12 protein-coding genes and 1 tRNA gene are annotated in these 16,258 nt (G+C 49.1%); 3 read left to right on the top strand and 10 right to left on the bottom strand.

Annotated features, from left to right (window positions below):
- Positions 1–17: 17 nt before the first annotated feature.
- Positions 18–380, bottom strand: a complete 363-nt coding sequence (gene arsD, locus ABLU73_RS08180; protein ID WP_000855179.1) for an arsenite efflux transporter metallochaperone ArsD — start codon at positions 378–380, stop codon at positions 18–20.
- A 47-nt stretch (positions 381–427) separates the two neighbouring features.
- Entirely contained in the window at positions 428–778 is a 351-nt protein-coding gene (gene arsR / locus ABLU73_RS08175; RefSeq protein ID WP_032410803.1) for an As(III)-sensing metalloregulatory transcriptional repressor ArsR, read from the bottom strand.
- A 195-nt stretch (positions 779–973) separates the two neighbouring features.
- Between arsR and ABLU73_RS08170 the strand changes: the two genes are divergently transcribed.
- Complete coding sequence (locus ABLU73_RS08170; protein WP_117267776.1) at positions 974–3,682, top strand: TrlF family AAA-like ATPase; 2,709 nt, start codon at positions 974–976, stop codon at positions 3,680–3,682.
- Between the two features lie 268 nt (positions 3,683–3,950).
- On the opposite strand, the gene ABLU73_RS08165 is transcribed toward ABLU73_RS08170, so the two are convergent.
- From ABLU73_RS08165 to proB, 7 genes are all read right to left on the bottom strand, one after another.
- Positions 3,951–7,091 (bottom strand): DEAD/DEAH box helicase, encoded by a 3,141-nt coding sequence (locus ABLU73_RS08165; protein ID WP_117040066.1) that lies wholly within the window; start codon positions 7,089–7,091, stop codon positions 3,951–3,953.
- Entirely contained in the window at positions 7,088–7,897 is an 810-nt protein-coding gene (locus ABLU73_RS08160; RefSeq protein ID WP_032410149.1) for a hypothetical protein, read from the bottom strand. The genes ABLU73_RS08165 and ABLU73_RS08160 overlap by 4 nt, the downstream gene beginning before the upstream one ends.
- 318 nt (positions 7,898–8,215) lie before the next feature.
- The gene (locus tag ABLU73_RS08155; protein ID WP_071994603.1) at positions 8,216–8,773 is read right to left on the bottom strand and encodes a hypothetical protein; all 558 of its coding nucleotides are present in this window, start codon (positions 8,771–8,773) and stop codon (positions 8,216–8,218) included.
- 303 nt (positions 8,774–9,076) lie between these two features.
- A complete protein-coding gene (locus ABLU73_RS08150) occupies positions 9,077–10,273 on the bottom strand; it encodes an integrase arm-type DNA-binding domain-containing protein (RefSeq protein WP_032410151.1) in 1,197 nt (398 codons plus the stop codon).
- A 163-nt stretch (positions 10,274–10,436) separates the two neighbouring features.
- A tRNA-Thr gene (locus tag ABLU73_RS08145) sits at positions 10,437–10,512 on the bottom strand.
- Between the two features lie 113 nt (positions 10,513–10,625).
- Positions 10,626–11,879, bottom strand: a complete 1,254-nt coding sequence (gene proA / locus ABLU73_RS08140; RefSeq protein ID WP_004147253.1) for a glutamate-5-semialdehyde dehydrogenase — start codon at positions 11,877–11,879, stop codon at positions 10,626–10,628.
- A 10-nt stretch (positions 11,880–11,889) separates the two neighbouring features.
- Positions 11,890–12,993, bottom strand: coding sequence for a glutamate 5-kinase (proB, locus tag ABLU73_RS08135; protein ID WP_064794553.1), 1,104 nt, complete (start codon positions 12,991–12,993; stop codon positions 11,890–11,892).
- A 289-nt stretch (positions 12,994–13,282) separates the two neighbouring features.
- Between proB and phoE the strand changes: the two genes are divergently transcribed.
- Positions 13,283–14,335, top strand: a complete 1,053-nt coding sequence (gene phoE, locus ABLU73_RS08130) for a phosphoporin PhoE (RefSeq protein WP_004204700.1) — start codon at positions 13,283–13,285, stop codon at positions 14,333–14,335.
- Positions 14,336–14,380: 45 nt separating this feature from the next.
- Here phoE and ABLU73_RS08125 read toward each other — a convergent pair whose 3' ends face one another.
- Positions 14,381–14,947: an NlpC/P60 family protein gene (locus tag ABLU73_RS08125; RefSeq protein WP_004222859.1), complete on the bottom strand. Its 567-nt coding sequence runs from the start codon at positions 14,945–14,947 to the stop codon at positions 14,381–14,383.
- 410 nt (positions 14,948–15,357) lie between these two features.
- Between ABLU73_RS08125 and ABLU73_RS08120 the strand changes: the two genes are divergently transcribed.
- Complete coding sequence (locus tag ABLU73_RS08120) at positions 15,358–16,227, top strand: DMT family transporter (RefSeq protein WP_146411222.1); 870 nt, start codon at positions 15,358–15,360, stop codon at positions 16,225–16,227.
- The last annotated feature ends 31 nt before the right edge of the window (positions 16,228–16,258 follow it).

The raw sequence follows: 16,258 nt of genomic DNA, 5'->3' as shown, positions 1-16,258 counted from the left end.
ATGTCCTCCTGACATATTCAGCAACAGGAAGTATTACCACCACAGCAGCTGGTGGGAGCTAACCCTACCTTCTCCAGCGGAATACCGAACCAGCGAGCCAGCTCAGCGCGTTTTGGGTATCGCCCTGCCATCACCGTTTCACCGTCCAATAGCAGTAACGGAAGACCTTCTGCTCCAGATGCTTCGAGGAATGCTTTCGCTTTCTCATTCTGAACAAAGCTCATGGGCTGCTGCGCCAGGTTGTAACGTTCAACCTGTACACCACGTCCTTTCAGCCACTGCACATCAGCAGAAAAATCAACCAGAACCTGATCGACATCTGAGCCACATACGCCGGTACTGCAGCACATTGCCGGGTCAAACACCGTTAACGTCTTCATTTTGAATACCTCACATTTGGAAAAACATATATGTTCAGGCAAATTTTTTAGATGCAAACAGCCTTACCGCTACCAGAGCAGTTTGCCGATGCCAGCTTACGGGCGATGGCCTGTACGTCGTCCTGTTGGCTTAACCAGGCCTGCTCAATCACCTGAGCAGCCCAGGATGGAATATGCGGGGATAAGCGATAATGAACCCATTTCCCCTGCTTGCGATCCAGCAATAGACCGCTTTCCCGGAGCATTGCCAGATGGCGGGAGATCTTGGGCTGCGACTGATCCAGCGCTGTACAGAGATCGCACACGCACAGCTCTCCCATCTCTCTGAGCAGCAGTACGATCCCTAGACGGGTTTCATCGGAGAGGTTTTTGAAGAGTTGTAGGGGCTTCATAGGAATTTCTCCTCTGACGGAAACATTCATTATCACGCGGAAAAATGAAACGATCAACATCACATGCATTTTTTCATATATGAAAGCAAAACTCAAAATTTTTAAAATTTAATAGTAAAAAATGTGAATAGGAAATATGATTTAACATCATGTTTTAAAACAATAAAACGTTTCAGCTTAATAACTTAGTAGGACTTTGATATGTACACTAATGTAGGAAGCTATTGGTATAAATTTGATTTTCATACACACACTCCTGCCTCATCAGATTACAAAGCGCCAGCAGAAACAGCAAAAGAGTGGCTCATTGCCCTGATGGAAAGAGAGGTTGACTGCGTTGCAGTAACTGACCATGTTAGTGGGGCATGGATTGATATCTTGAAGCAAGAGCTAAAAGCGCTTGAAACATCCTATCAAGAATATCGCCCATTAATTTTATTCCCAGGATGTGAAATAACCGTAAGCACCGGGCAATCTAGGGTTCATATATTATCAATTTTTGACCCCTCTTGTGGCACAGCTAAAATTAATGGTGTGCTTGGCATGTGTGGGATTACGGAAGGACATGGAGATGCAGAGTCAACATGCGCTACCGAATCTGTTGATAAAGTAATTGAGCTGATAAGCAAGGAAAATGGAATTGCTATTCCTGCGCATATTGATGGTCCTAAAGGGCTATTAAAGGGAATAAAAAACAACAACTCAGAAATAAGTACATGGGCAAAAAAAATTGTTGCAGCAGAATTTGTCGATTTAAACTTCCTTGATAGCGTAGATGTAGAACTACAAAAGACATTTCAAGATATAGGTAGAGTTAAAGGTTCTGATGCTCACGAAAAGTCTAGACTAGGAGCTAATACCTCTTGGATCAAGATGGGAAAACCAACAATTGATGGTTTAAGGCTTGCCTTATACGATAATAAATTCTGCGTAAGTAACGAAATTGACGATCCTAATTCTCTACCAAACCTGTCAATTAACAACCTAACAATTAAAAAAATGACCCACTGTGGAATTATCCCAGGAAAACCTGTTGAGATAAAACTGCACCCTCTCTTCAATGCTATAATTGGTGGACGTGGCGCTGGTAAATCAACATTTGTTGAATCACTACGAATTGCGATGGGTAGATCTGAAGAGTTAGTCGGCTTACAATCTATAAAAAGAGATCTAGATTCTTTTATTGATGGAGTTACTAGAGATGATACCGAAATCAGTGTAGGAATAAAGAGGCGTGATGATTTATTTAATGTTATATGGACAAAAAATAATGACATTGAAATAAAGAAATTTGAAAATGAAGAGTGGCAAGATGCTCCGGGCAAACCAGAGGAAAGATTCAATATAAGCATTTATAGCCAAAAGCAAATCAATGCCTTAGCATCTAATCCTGAAAGTTTACTAAACATAGTTGATCGAACACCACAAGTAGATATTTCCAGCTGGAAACAGAAATTAGCTTCCCAACAAGTTACATCAATTAATTTAGCAAAAAGCATTAGGAAAATTGAGCTGAGCGCTCTTGAAAAAACCTCTATTCAAGCTCAAATTGATGACTTAAACTCTGATATATCCAGCTTTGAAAAGGGTGGGCATAAAGATGTTTTTAATAACTATCAAACGCTATCAAAAAAACAAACAAAAATAGAAGATAGTTTCCAAATAGAAAGTTTGAGCAATGCATTACAATCAATTATTGATTTTAACACAGTCCCTCTTGATTTATCTAATTTAGGACATGAGTTAGAAAATGAAAATGAAGTAAGTGAAATTCATAAAAATTTCACTGCTGAAATTGATAAAGTCATATCTGATATCAAATCATCAAAAGAAAAGATTGACAACATTGTACAGCAAACCGTACAAGCACTCGATAACTCTGAATGGAAAAAAAATAGTAAAAAAATCATTGATCGGTATAAGGACGTTGTTCAAACTTACGAAAGCAAAGGGCATGAACTGAACCCTCAAGAATATGAACAATGGATCGAAAAAAGAAATAACACACAAAAACAGTTAGATGAAATCGTAGAAGAAGAAAATAAACTTGAGTCTTACAAAACAGATTTTAATCGTTCGATTTCCTTGAGTTACATCTTACGTAGACGCCTACAAAAAAAACGAGAGAAATTCATCCGTTCAGTAATTGGGAATAATAAATATGTTAAAATGTCAATCATTCCATTTGGAGATAAAAACAATATTGAAAATGATTTCCGTTCTATTCTAGGTTATAGCAATGGGTTCAATTCATCCATTTATCAAGATGATCGTGAAGATAGTTTACTTTATAAAGTGATAAATGATGGTGGAGATTTAAGAAAAACGATAAAATATATCTCAGAAATAAAGGATACTATATTCAAAATTGCAGCAAGTGAAGATGTAACTATACATAGAGTCGATGGCAGATTTAAAACATCGTTATGTGAAAAAATAAAGTCGCAGCCAGAAATATTAGAAAGAATAATTAATTGGCTTCCACAAGACCGTTTACTGGTAGAATATGCAAGAGATGTTGAAAAAGGGAAGTTCGCCTCAATTGACAGAGGTTCTGCGGGACAGAAAGCCGCTGCAATTCTCGCATTCCTGTTAAGTCATGGAGATAATCCAATAGTAGTCGATCAACCAGAAGATGATTTAGATAATGCTCTAATCAATAAGTTAATAGTATCTCAAATACATAGCAATAAAAGAAGAAGACAAATTATAATCATTACCCACAACCCAAACATAGTTGTAAATGGAGATGCTGAGTACATAAATGTTATGCATTTTAACGGCGGTCAGGTGCAATTACTATCTGCAGGTGGTTTATGTGACACTGATGTCAGACTTAATGTTTGTGAGATAATGGAAGGTGGAAAAGAGGCCTTCAACTTAAGATATAATCGCTTACTTAAAATGTAAGAATAATCTAATTGTAGCAAAGGATTGCTACAATTAGACTCAAGAATATATAGCTCTTAGTATTTTAAAAGTAAACAAGAGTTCTCTATATCACTATATAACCCACATAAACGCTAGCGTGTTATACGTTTCGCGGATTAGTTTTTATCGACGTGAGCAAGCTGTAACTCACTCAAGACAGTGTTAAATTTCTATTCATGCAAAATGGTACGCATCATGTGGTGGAACCCATGCAGCATAATGCACCGTGCTACGAGTCCACCAGACATCAGTATGAGCTTAAAACGTAATTGAAATAAGCAGGGGTTCCTTTGACAACTTGCTCAATAACGCTTAAATGATTTTGCCTAGCCTCATCAAATGAGCTGCCTCCATATCCATCCTGGAGGAGAGCGTCGCGAATAGCTTGAGAAATAAAACGGTCAGCAAATCCCGCCTCAAATATACTCATGGATAGCACGTCAGGGAGGCCATTTTTTAGGCTCTTCTGAAAATGAGCGAGCGATGCCCCTTGCTCTCCGATTATTTCCTCTGGACTAAAAAGGAATTGTGCAAGAGCTGCCAGAATGAGCGAACAATCAAATGCCAGTGTGCTCTCCAAGAACTTAAGAATATCGTCGTCACTCACTTTTTGTTTACGCTTACCGGCTTTCTTTTTAACCTGCATCTGAGATGCTTTCTTGAAGATTTCTCCGTAACTCATTCCGCACATCCACGAAAGTGCGATCTCGAACCCTGCACCTGCAGGCTCGACGCTACGGAAAAAACGATTGTCGCAGAGCTCGGTCAGTAGTGGCCAGACGGCATTGAGCCATCCATTAGAGGAATCCAGCGCTAGCAGCATTGCTCTATGTTCGCCTGACCATACTTCAATAAATTTAGTCTGCTTTGCGCCCAGCAATGTCTTGCCGAAGAATGCCTGCTTTAAGGGTGAGCTCTCAACCGACTCAATACGTCTGGCAACCAATCTGAAGTATTCTTCAAGTTTCTCAGCCTCTTCGGCAGAGGCAAGCGAGTACGCCAATGTCTCGCGTGCAAGTTCCCCGGCCCTCTGTTCAAAGGCGGTTGCATCCATCGCAGCACAGTTTGCCATTAGATAGCTTTCAAGTGTATGCGTCATCTTTTTCCGTTCTGCCAAGGAGCTCAACAGCGCTTTTACTAGAGCATCTTTTTGCGACTTACTGAGGCGAGGGTCTGAATCCGCCACCAGATTAGCCCAGCCTTCCCACTCAACCTCCTTATCCATAAAATCCAGCAAATCGCCCCCAGCAAAGGGCAATTCTTGGTTACGGGGGAGTGCAAAAGGTTTTAACAATAAAAGGAGTGAACTGGTAACGCCTTCAGCGCGGTCAGGAGAGAGAAGCTCCACAGCGCTTTGAAATTTCCATCCTTCCTGCCAATTTTTCCTTCTGTCCCAAACTGTTGAATCAGCGAAGATTACAACCCCCTCAGTATGCATCCCTGCACGACCGGCACGCCCAATAAGATTCTGGAAGTCGCGAACTTTGACACGTCCTACCCCCTGATATACTCCCTGCACGATAAGATAGCGAATAGGCAAGTTTACACCTTGAGCAAGCGTAGATGTGCATGCAATAAAGTTAATCAGTCCTTTCTGCATACCATGTTCTAGTGCTAAGCGTATACCCTGAGGTGTATTACTGTGATGCGTGTATATACCCAGCTTTGCAGCTTTTAAAAGAAAGGAATTGCTACCGAAATTACCCTCAATAATAGTTTTCAGTGCCATGACTTCTTCAGGATTAGCGTAGGTTGAAGGCCATAACGTGTTATATCCTGCATCCGCAATCTGGACAGCCCTTTTTGCTATACCATTTGCAATCAACTTTGTCCCACAGAAAATAGCTACGGATCCCTTACTAATAACGCGTAGACCCAAATAGAGCGATACGTCGCTCGATTTCGTCCGGGTCGGAAATATCGAGCTGTCTGCTTTAATTCCCGATAGCTGTGCCGCTTCGATTATTCTCGGAACAAAGTAGTCCTCTTTGTCATATCCATTTTCATAAAACATTAACTGTCCAAGCGACTCTGTCCAGCTTGCAAAGGCAACAGACCGGCTCGTAGGTAATAGCGTTGCGCCGTCAATAACCTGTGCCTTATCCTCACCCATCAGCCAGCTAGCAATGGCCTGTGGATTTTGCATCACAGCTGAAATAAGTAGAGTCTGCGCTGTATCAGGCAGCAATCCCTTGATTTCGGTGAGCAACAATTCATAGGTTATACCTCTCACGCCAGTATCAAACTGGTGCCCCTCGTCGTAAACGACAAGACCAATGTGTTTCAAAGCCTGAGAGGACTGACGCAGCACATAGAGAAACTTTTCGGGTGTGAGGACTAATACGTTCGATGTTGAGGGCGGGGCACTTCCCAGAAGGTCAGCAATTTGTTCAACGAAGTCAATCTGCAAGGCATCCGTCAGCTCATTGACTTTAATGTCATCGCCGGCCAAATCTTGCCGAAGTGATAAGGCAATTTCATGGCAGAGTGCCCGAAAGGGTGCAACCACAACCGCAAGCTTCGTGCGCCCAGACATGAATGCACTGCGCAGAACTAACTCAATCGACCTAGTTTTCCCGGCACTTGTAGGCATCTGAATCAAGCCCGAGTCACCTCTGAATATCCCTCTTTCCCCTAAAAGAATCTGAGAAGGCCAGAGTTCTTTAGGAAAGCGTTCCCTCTGAATGACCGGCCGCCAATGATCCACTGATAAACCTGAATATTGGGAGAGGGTTACCCAAGCAGATGCTGCAAGCCTCATACGACAAATCGATATGGCGACATCTGCATAAAGCACTTCCTCGGGAGTGCCCATTTTATAAGCCTCATTCCTGAGGAGTTTCATCAGTACATCAATCTCTTGTAGCTGGGTACCTTCGGCAAAATGGTTAGCAACAGCACGCGAAAACGATGTTAGCAGCGGTCCATAACGTTTGTCGTCTAAAAGCCAGTAAGTCCTCCAGTCCGCTTTGAGCAACCATTGAAGCAAATGCTCAACATTGTTGTCTTCTTCTTTAGGTTCAATTCGACGGGCAAGGACTAAGCTACTTCCCGGGCGTCGAGCCACATAATAGGCGGCAGAGGCTAATAGTAATGTTGTGCTTTCGAGGCCTTGTGCAAATCCTGAATCCAGAACTGCGTCAAAAAAGCTGGCGCAGAAATTCAGCTCCGCTTGCGGCTCAGGGGGAAGAGAAACTAATGGCAGTGACAGCTCAGCCAGCACCCCGGTAACGTCGCCCAAGGTTGCTACGGTCATAATAAACAGCTGCAGAGGATCTGAACCTTCAGGCATTCTGAGATGCAGAGACTCATCCAGACCAAACTCGTACATCTTACCTTTCGAGCGTGTTATGCCAAAGAGGCGTTTGCTATTGAATCCAGCCTTCATTTGCAGGCCCTCTCGTAAAGTTCATGAACCAGTTTCATCTGAAGATCGGATCTCACAACCATCAGATAAAGTGCTGCCTCATTTGAGTGCGTGTTGGCCAGTGTCTTGGCAAGCTCTTCTTCATTGAAAGCTGTGTTGCAAAGAACAGCAACCGCACCTGAGTAATATGTATAAGGGTTATCTGCAGGATTCTGAAACCGTGCAATTCGGCTCACTTCCAGTGTCTTTCCTTCACGAAGGTACCTACGTTTAGTGGCGTTTAACGTGAAAGCTTGCCTTATGTGTTGATCGTTAGAACCATCGTCAACAGCATTTTGGAGCTGGCCACCATATATACCACCTGAAAGAGACGCTTTAACTTCAAAGGCATAAAGGGCATCCCCTCGATTGGGAGTAGCAATATCCAACTGATGGAAGCCTAGTATATCAACGCCTTTGACGGACTCATTGTTGCTGGCTTTGTCAGCGTATTTTCCTCGGGGTACCCACAGATTGAGCGTGAACTCCAAGTAGTCGGAAATGAGAAATTCAGCGAAATCACCAGAACGAATTGATGGCCCGGGAGCCTTGACTTTGTCGGGGAAAATATGTGCATTTAGATACTGTTCTATCGTCATTCCTGTCCCGCACAAGAGCTCAGGAAGCTCCTGGTCTGTACAGTATTGCCGACGAAAATGCAGTGCCCAACTGTCAAGAATCGCCGGATCAGTTGGGGGCGAGAACTCCCAAACATTTATGGTCCGGCCTTCAACGGTTATCAAACCTGCTGACCTTAAATGTAAACCTTTTAAATGGTCGGGTAGCATAACAGCTCCTTTTGTTGGGCATTCACCTTAAAACAAGATCGGCAATCCATTACTACTGTAACAATGCTGTCAAAACATTAGATTAAACGGGGGATAGTAACCTCGTAAACAATTACTGGTTTGCAGTGGGGTAATTTACGGCATACTTGCCACCGCAATTAGTAGTTTTGGGGCTGACATTTATGACGGACGTCCTCGAGTCTGAGTTAAGGTATCTTATTCTGTTTATACGCACCCGCGAAACCCTAGCCTGCCTCCTCTTAATCAGCTCAAACACATGCTAAAATGTCAGCCCTCAACACAGGTCTGACCAGATACCTATTCACCGCCCGTTGAATGCCACTGGAGCGATGATTCAATAATACGCCGATACATGGTGTCGATCTGACGCGGTGCACGACGAATGTATTGCTCCGCCCTATCTCTTTGTTCTCCAGATAGTTGTTCTAAATACTTCACAATTTTTTCGGCTGTTGGAAGGATTTCTTTACCGTTGAATTTTGGAGGGAGACCGGTCCATACCACATGGTCCACGTTATTGGTGTCAGCCCATTCAGACAATCCTGGGATCAGTTTTGGAGAAGGCTGACCAGCAGACCACCTGCAAACATGCTTTTCAATATTTTTTATTGGGATACCTTCACGGCAACGTAAAGCCTCAATACTAGAGGTAAGATCCACTGATTCCATTATCGCCCACAGGGAAGGCACTAATCGATCAGTTTCGACTAGCACAAGCGTAATCCGTCCATCTAGCGACTGTCTGGCGAATTCAACGGATATAAGTGGGCCATCCTCAGACCATTTCCCCTGAACAGGTAAACCTCTTGGCTCCCAAATTAAGGAACCCCATCCAAGACAAGCGATACGAGCCATTATGCCTCCATTAGCATGGTCAGTTTAAAGGTAAAACTCACATATCTTACCGTGCCCCATTGGCACTACATTCAATCGACTTTCTGAATCCCTCACAGAGCGTTATAGCCTGCGTTTGTATCTATCGTTTGAACTTACATAACTAAGCAGATCTTCAGAAGTAAATGTAATTTTTCTCCAGAAAGCAGAAATGAAACTCAGCAAAAAAAGAAATTTTCTGGTATGGAACTCCTCCGTTTTGAAGGAGACCTGCTTGTATTTTCACTTTATCTAACGAATAAGTAGCTAAGTTTGTAGGTGAAATTATGATGCTATGATTAGATTAATTTTACCAATGTTATCAATGTAATCCGCATACCACTGCATCATCTCCCTCCGCCCTTCCAGATACAACGCATGGTTGTACGTCCCACGAATCGCATTCTTATCGACATGCGCAAGCTGGGTTTCAATCCATGCCGTATTGAACCCTTCCTCGTGCAAAATCGTACTCATCGTGTGACGGAAACCATGCCCCGTTACCTTCCCCGTGTATCCAATCCGCTTGAACACCTGATTTATACTCGCTTCGCTCATCGTTTTACGGGGGTCATTCCTTCCTGGAAACACCAGAGGATATTGCCCAGACATCACTTTGAGCTGCTGTACGATCTCCAGCGCTTGGGTAGAGAGGGGGATAAGGTGAGGCCGTTTCATCTTCATTCGCTCGGCAGGAATTTCCCACACCGCTTTCTCAAGATCAAACTCACTCCAGAAAGCACCTCGAAGCTCGCCAGTACGGACTCCCGTAAGGATCAGCAGACGAGCGGCAAGAACAACCAGCGGACTTCCTGTATAGCCTGAGAGAGCTTTGAAGAAATCAGGTAACTCCTCAACAGTAAGGAAGGGATAATGCTTTGATTCATGCCCTGACATCGCGCTGGTTAGATCCGCCGCAGGATTGTATTCCGCACGGCCGGTAACGATGGCGTAACGAAAGACTTCGCTGCAGCGCTGGCGAACCTTCTTAGCCTTCTCTGTCGCACCACGGCTTTCCATTCGACGTAGCACATTCAGCAGAACTAGCGGTTTGATTTCATTCACCGGTTGCTGGCCTATATAGGGGAAAATATCTTTATTGAAAGCTTCGATAATGTCGGAGGCATAACCTTCTGACCATCGGCTCACCTTCGTTCCGTGCCATTCAAGCGCAACTGCCTGAAACGTATTATTGAGCTGCACATCCCGAACCAGCTTTTCTTCTTTCTTGGCAAACGATGGATCGATACCCTCGGCCAGTTTTTTCTTGGCTTCATCACGCAGTGCTCTCGCTTGTGCAAGGGACACTGCCGGATAGACCCCAAAAGCCATACGCTTCTCTTTTCCATTGAAGCGATATTTCATCCGCCAGTATCGGGAGCCAGAGGGAACAACCTCAAGATACAAACCAGCACCATCTGCCAGCTTATAGGCTTTCTCTCTGGGTTTAGCTGCATCTACCTGTCGCGCATTTAGCTTCATTGGGGGCATCTCCCTGGACCGAACACAGAATGCCCCCACTTATGCCCCCAACTGTAACTTGATTTCGGTTGAATACAGTTGATAACAGGAGATAAGATACGGGCTAGAAACCGCAGTATAAGGGCTTTGAGTTGATTTCGGTAGACTTGAGAAGAGTTTGAAATGGTGCCGATAATAGGAGTCGAACCTACGACCTTCGCATTACGAATGCGCTGCTCTACCAACTGAGCTATATCGGCCCTGCAAGAGGTGTTCACGAGCGTGAATCACGAGGCAAAAGGTTAGAACTTAGCGGGCGATGCGTCAATAGTCAGTGGAATCAACTGCCTATTTTTGCATCGCCCGTTCTCATTTACGCACGAATGGTATCGTCGCCGAAACCAATCCACTTATAGGTGGTTAACGCTTCCAGCCCCATCGGGCCGCGGGCGTGCAGCTTCTGAGTGCTGACCGCCACTTCCGCGCCGAGGCCGAACTGGCCGCCGTCGGTGAAGCGCGTGGAGGCGTTCACGTAGACCGCAGAAGAGTCCACTTCATTGATAAAGCGGTTGGCGTTACGCAGGGTGCGGGTCAGGATGGCGTCGGAGTGCTGGGTGCCATGTTCGCGGATATGGGCGATAGCCTCATCCATATCGGCCACCACTTTGACGTTCAGATCCAGCGACAGATACTCGTCGTCATACTGCTCCGCTTTCACCGGCTCGACCTTTGCAGGGCCATTTTGCAGCGCGGGCAGGGCGGAGGGGGCGGCGTGCAGGGTGACGCCGCTCTCGGCCATCTGCTTGCTTAACGCCGGCAGGAAGGTGTCGGCGATGTTGCGGTGTACCAGCAGCGTTTCCACGGTGTTGCAGGTGCTCGGCCGCTGGGTCTTGGCGTTGACAATGATCTTCAGCGCAGGGGCGATCTCGGCGGTTTCATCAACGAAGATATGGCACACGCCAATCCCGCCGGTGATCACCGGGATCGTTGACTGCTCGCGGCACAGCTTGTGCAGGCCCGCGCCGCCGCGGGGGATCAGCATATCGATGTATTTATCCATCTTCAGCATTTCCCCCACCAGCGCGCGATCCGGGCTCTCGATAGCCTGTACCGCGGCGGCCGGCAGACCGCACTCCTGCAGCGCCTGCTGGATCACCTTCACCGTGGCGGCGTTGGTGCGCCAGGTCTCTTTCCCGCCGCGCAGGATCGCCGCGTTGCCGGTTTTCAGACACAGGGAGGCGACGTCGACTGTCACGTTGGGACGCGCTTCATAAATCACGCCAATCACCCCCAGCGGGACGCGGCGACGTTCAATACGCAGACCGCTGTCCAGCAGCCCGCCGTCGATCACCTGGCCGACCGGGTCGGCCAGATTGCACACCTGGCGCACATCGCTGGCGATGCCGCTCAGACGCGCCGGGGTCAGCGCGAGGCGATCGAGCATCGCTTCACTCAGACCATTGGCGCGAGCTTCCGCTAAATCTTCCGCGTTGGCGCGCAGAATATCGTCGGTCTGCGCTTCCAGATAATCGGCGATCTTTTCCAGTACCTGGTTCTTTTCCCGGCTGGAGAGTAACGCCAGCTGCCAGGAGGCCGCTTTGGCGGCAATGCCCATTTGTTCCAGCATTTTCAGCTCCTTAACGGATGATCATATCATCGCGGTGGACGGCCACCGGGCCGTATTCGTAGCCCAGAATGGCATCGATTTGCTGCGAGTGCTGGCCGGCGATAAGGCGCAGCGCGTCGCTGTTGTAGCGGCTGACGCCGTGTGCGATATCGCGTCCTTCGCTATTGCGGATGCGGATCACTTCGCCGCGGGAGAAGTTGCCGCTGACGATTTTGATGCCTTTTGGCAGCAGCGAGCTGCCTCGTTCGAGGATCGCCTGGGTCGCGCCCGCATCGACGGTCAGTTCACCGGCCGGCGGCGCGCCGAAGATCCAGCGCTTACGGTTCTCCAGCGGAGACTCCAGTGCGTGGAAGCAGGTGCCCACCGGCAGACCTTCCATCGCGTGGCCGATGACGTCCGGGCGGTTGCCGGCGGCGATAATAGTATCAATCCCCGCGCGGCAGGCGACGTCCGCGGCCTGCAGCTTGGTGCCCATGCCGCCGGTGCCGAGACCGGAGACGCTGTCGCCGGCGATGGCGCGCAGCGCGTCGTCGATGCCGTAGACGTCTTTAATCAGCTCCGCCTGCGGGTTGCTGCGCGGGTCGGCGGTGAACAGGCCAGGCTGGTCGGTTAACAGCAGCAGCTTATCCGCCCCGGCGAGGATCGCGGCCAGCGCGGAGAGATTGTCGTTATCGCCCACTTTGATTTCCGCGGTGGCGACGGCGTCATTTTCGTTAATGACCGGGACGATGCTGTTATCCAGCAGCGCGCGCAGGGTGTCGCGGGCGTTGAGGAACCGTTCTCTGTCTTCCATGTCGGCGCGGGTCAGCAGCATCTGGCCAACGTGAATGCCATAGATAGAAAACAGCTGTTCCCACAGCTGGATCAGACGGCTTTGTCCCACCGCCGCCAGCAGCTGCTTGGAGGCGATGGTGGCGGGCAGTTCCGGGTAACCAAGGTGCTCGCGCCCGGCGGCAATGGCCCCGGAGGTCACGATGACAATACGGTGTCCCATGGCGTGAAGCTGTGCGCACTGGCGCACGAGCTCGACGATATGGGCGCGGTTCAGGCGACGGGACCCGCCTGTTAAAACACTGGTGCCCAGTTTTACCACCAGCGTCTGGCTTTCACTCATGATTCTCTGCCGTTCAAAAGGAATATCGATATCGAGCTGATGTTGTAGCAGGAGTCGGCCCGCTTGCCAACACCCGGGGCGGCGGGCGCGCCATTTTATTGCGCGGGATCGGGCATTCTGGAGAGGGAGTATGACAAAAATATGTCAGATACATTTAAATACGCTTTTTTATAAAAAGTTCCACCTTGTCATAAATATTTAATCTCCCGGCGTTAAAAAACCTCCTGTTTTTGATGGGCGAGCGCCCGCAATTGAATAGCGCGTATAAATAAATCACCAGGACTGAATAATGAAAAAGAGTACTCTGGCATTAATGATGATGGGCTTTGTGGCTTCAACGGCGACACAGGCAGCGGAAGTTTATAATAAGAACGCGAACAAGCTGGATGTGTACGGCAAGATTAAAGCCATGCATTACTTCAGCGACTATGACAGCAAGGATGGCGATCAGACCTACGTGCGTTTCGGTATTAAAGGCGAAACGCAGATTAACGAAGACCTGACCGGCTATGGCCGTTGGGAATCTGAATTCTCGGGTAACAAAACCGAGAGCGACTCCAGCCAGAAGACTCGTCTGGCGTTCGCCGGCGTGAAGCTGAAGAACTACGGTTCTTTCGACTACGGCCGTAACCTTGGCGCCCTGTACGACGTGGAAGCCTGGACCGATATGTTCCCGGAATTCGGCGGCGACTCATCCGCTCAGACCGATAACTTTATGACCAAGCGCGCCAGCGGCCTGGCGACCTACCGCAACACCGACTTCTTCGGTCTGGTGGATGGCCTGGATCTGACCCTGCAGTACCAGGGTAAAAACGAAGGCCGTGAAGCGAAGAAACAGAACGGCGACGGTGTCGGCACCTCGTTAAGCTATGATTTCGGCGGCAGCGACTTCGCCGTCAGCGCAGCCTACACTAGCTCCGACCGTACCAACGATCAGAACTTGCTGGCCCGCGGCCAGGGTTCGAAAGCGGAAGCCTGGGCGACCGGCCTGAAATATGACGCCAACAATATCTACCTGGCGACCATGTACTCTGAAACCCGCAAAATGACCCCGATCAGCGGCGGTTTTGCCAACAAAGCGCAGAACTTTGAAGCGGTGGCCCAGTATCAGTTCGACTTCGGTCTGCGTCCGTCCCTCGGCTATGTGCTGTCGAAAGGGAAGGATATCGAAGGGGTGGGGAGCGAAGATCTGGTTAACTACATTGACGTGGGCCTGACCTACTACTTCAACAAAAACATGAACGCCTTCGTGGATTACAAAATCAACCAGCTGAAAAGCGATAACAAACTCGGCATCAACGATGACGACATCGTCGCGCTGGGCATGACCTACCAGTTCTGATCAACTGCAGAACCACCCGCCGCAGCCCAGGCTGCGGCTTTTTTTTTAGCGGCGATTCTTCGCCAGATGCAGGGTGTCGCTGTTCATGGTGATCTGCGCGTTATACTCCTTCGGCAGACGACGCGCCTGATAGAACGCCGACTCCCAGTAAGGGTTGTCCAGCGAAGAACGCATCACGCCCTGGCTGCTCGAGGCGTGAAGGAAATTATGATCGGTATCGTAAAAGCCAACGTGCATCCCGGCCCGGGTGCGGAAGAACACCAGATCGCCGGGACGTAAATCCCGCTTATTGACCCGCACGCCCATGTGCAGTAGCTCGCGGGTGGTGATCCGCTCCATCGGCAGGTTAAAGCGATCCTTCAACGTGCGCCAGACGAAACCCGAGCAGTCGACGCCGCTTTGTTCAGTACCGCCCCATTCATAGGGGGTTCCCTGCCAGGTGTGCATCTGATCATGCAGGGCCGCCACCACCGGGATCAGATCGTCCGATCCGCCGTCAATGGTCATATCCGCATGAGATTTTGTGTTCTTTGCCTGTTTCGGTGAGGAGGAGCATCCTGCCAACAACAAAAAAGGAATTAAAAAGAGAGCATGCGTCAGTTTTGGCTTCATATCGTTATTTTCGAAGTAGCAAGCAGACTGCTTTGTTTTATAGCCGATTAAAAAGAACGGCTGAATAAGCCGAGGCCGCCTTTACGTTTATTTACGATTAAAAATAAACAACCAGCCGAGAGATCACCCATAAAAGGCAGTTGTCACTTCCGAACGGCCTGTGCCAGGATTCTGATTAAACATTTCACGAGGCATTCCATGACGCATTACGCCATCTCTGGTGAGACTTTGCCCGGCGCCGCTTTCGACGCGGGGTGGATGACGTCTGCGCCTCATCATCGCTTCGCCACGCTCTGCCCACCGCCTCCCCCTCCAGACCGGGTTGTTTTCGGCGCTTAACGCCGTCTTTGCAGGCGCTTACCTGCCGGTATGACGCTTGATACCTTGTGTTTGACGTTCTGGAGCATGCTATGCACGTTCGCTATTCTCTGCTCGCCTCGCAGGCGACAACGGCCATTTTTGTGCTGCTGTGGGGCAGTGCGGCCATTTTCACCCGCTGGGGACTGGACAACGCCTCGCCGATGGCGCTGCTGGTCTTTCGTTTTCTGATTGCCCTGGTCGCGCTGGCGCCGCTGGCCATCGTCCGTCGGCGCTGGCTGCCCGCGCCGGGCACCCGCTTGCAGACCGCGGCCACCGGCCTGATGCTGATTGGCGGCTATTCGGTCTGTTACTTCGAGGCGATGGCCAACGGCGTGACGCCGGGACTTATCGCCACCATCATGGGGATCCAGCCCATCCTCACGCTTTGCGTGGTGGAGCGCCGCCTGCAGGGGCGGCGGCTGCTGGGGCTGCTGCTTGCCCTGGCGGGGCTGGTGCTGCTGGTATGGCGCAGCCTGGCGGCGTCGCCCATGGCGATGGCGGGGATCCTGTTTGCGCTGGCGGCTTTGCTGCTGATGACTTTTGGCGCGCTGTGGCAAAAGCGCAGCCGTCAGTCGCCGGCGGATGTCCTGCCGCTGCAGTATGCCGTGAGTCTGGGGCTGTGCCTGTTGATCGCCCCGGTCAGCGGCTTCCGGTTTACCGTTAACGTCGGGTTGATTATTCCGGTGCTGTTTCTCGGGCTGCTGATTTCGGTGGTCGCCCAGCTGCTGCTGTATCGTCTGCTGAGCGCGGGAAATATCGTCAATGTCACCAGCCTCTTTTATCTGGTGCCGGCGATCACGGCGCTGCTGGATTATCTGCTGCTGGGCAACCGGCTGCCGGCGGCGGCGATGGTCGGTATGGTGGCGATCGTCGGCGGGATCGTATTGGTGTTCCGCACCGGCAAGGTCCGCGCCGGCTGACGACGAGCCGGGCGCTGCGGCGTCCGGTTCA

This window comes from Klebsiella sp. GG_Kp175, assembly GCF_040062325.1.
GTDB classification, from domain to species: domain Bacteria; phylum Pseudomonadota; class Gammaproteobacteria; order Enterobacterales; family Enterobacteriaceae; genus Klebsiella; species Klebsiella quasipneumoniae.
Note: the sequence above shows the minus strand (reverse complement) of the source record. Positions and strands in the feature narration are given on the sequence as shown.

Excerpts from the sequence above, each read along its gene's own strand:
- proB (WP_064794553.1), bottom strand. The coding sequence starts at position 12,993 with ATGAGTGAAAGCCAGACGCTGGTGGTAAAACTGGGCACCAGTGTTTTA.
- proA (WP_004147253.1), bottom strand. The coding sequence starts at position 11,879 with ATGCTGGAACAAATGGGCATTGCCGCCAAAGCGGCCTCCTGGCAGCTG.
- ABLU73_RS08125 (WP_004222859.1), bottom strand. The coding sequence starts at position 14,947 with ATGAAGCCAAAACTGACGCATGCTCTCTTTTTAATTCCTTTTTTGTTG.
- arsD (WP_000855179.1), bottom strand. The coding sequence starts at position 380 with ATGAAGACGTTAACGGTGTTTGACCCGGCAATGTGCTGCAGTACCGGC.
- ABLU73_RS08155 (WP_071994603.1), bottom strand. The coding sequence starts at position 8,773 with ATGGCTCGTATCGCTTGTCTTGGATGGGGTTCCTTAATTTGGGAGCCA.
- ABLU73_RS08160 (WP_032410149.1), bottom strand. The coding sequence starts at position 7,897 with ATGCTACCCGACCATTTAAAAGGTTTACATTTAAGGTCAGCAGGTTTG.
- ABLU73_RS08165 (WP_117040066.1), bottom strand. The coding sequence starts at position 7,091 with ATGAAGGCTGGATTCAATAGCAAACGCCTCTTTGGCATAACACGCTCG.
- phoE (WP_004204700.1), top strand. The coding sequence starts at position 13,283 with ATGAAAAAGAGTACTCTGGCATTAATGATGATGGGCTTTGTGGCTTCA.
- ABLU73_RS08120 (WP_146411222.1), top strand. The coding sequence starts at position 15,358 with ATGCACGTTCGCTATTCTCTGCTCGCCTCGCAGGCGACAACGGCCATT.
- ABLU73_RS08170 (WP_117267776.1), top strand. The coding sequence starts at position 974 with ATGTACACTAATGTAGGAAGCTATTGGTATAAATTTGATTTTCATACA.
- ABLU73_RS08150 (WP_032410151.1), bottom strand. The coding sequence starts at position 10,273 with ATGAAGCTAAATGCGCGACAGGTAGATGCAGCTAAACCCAGAGAGAAA.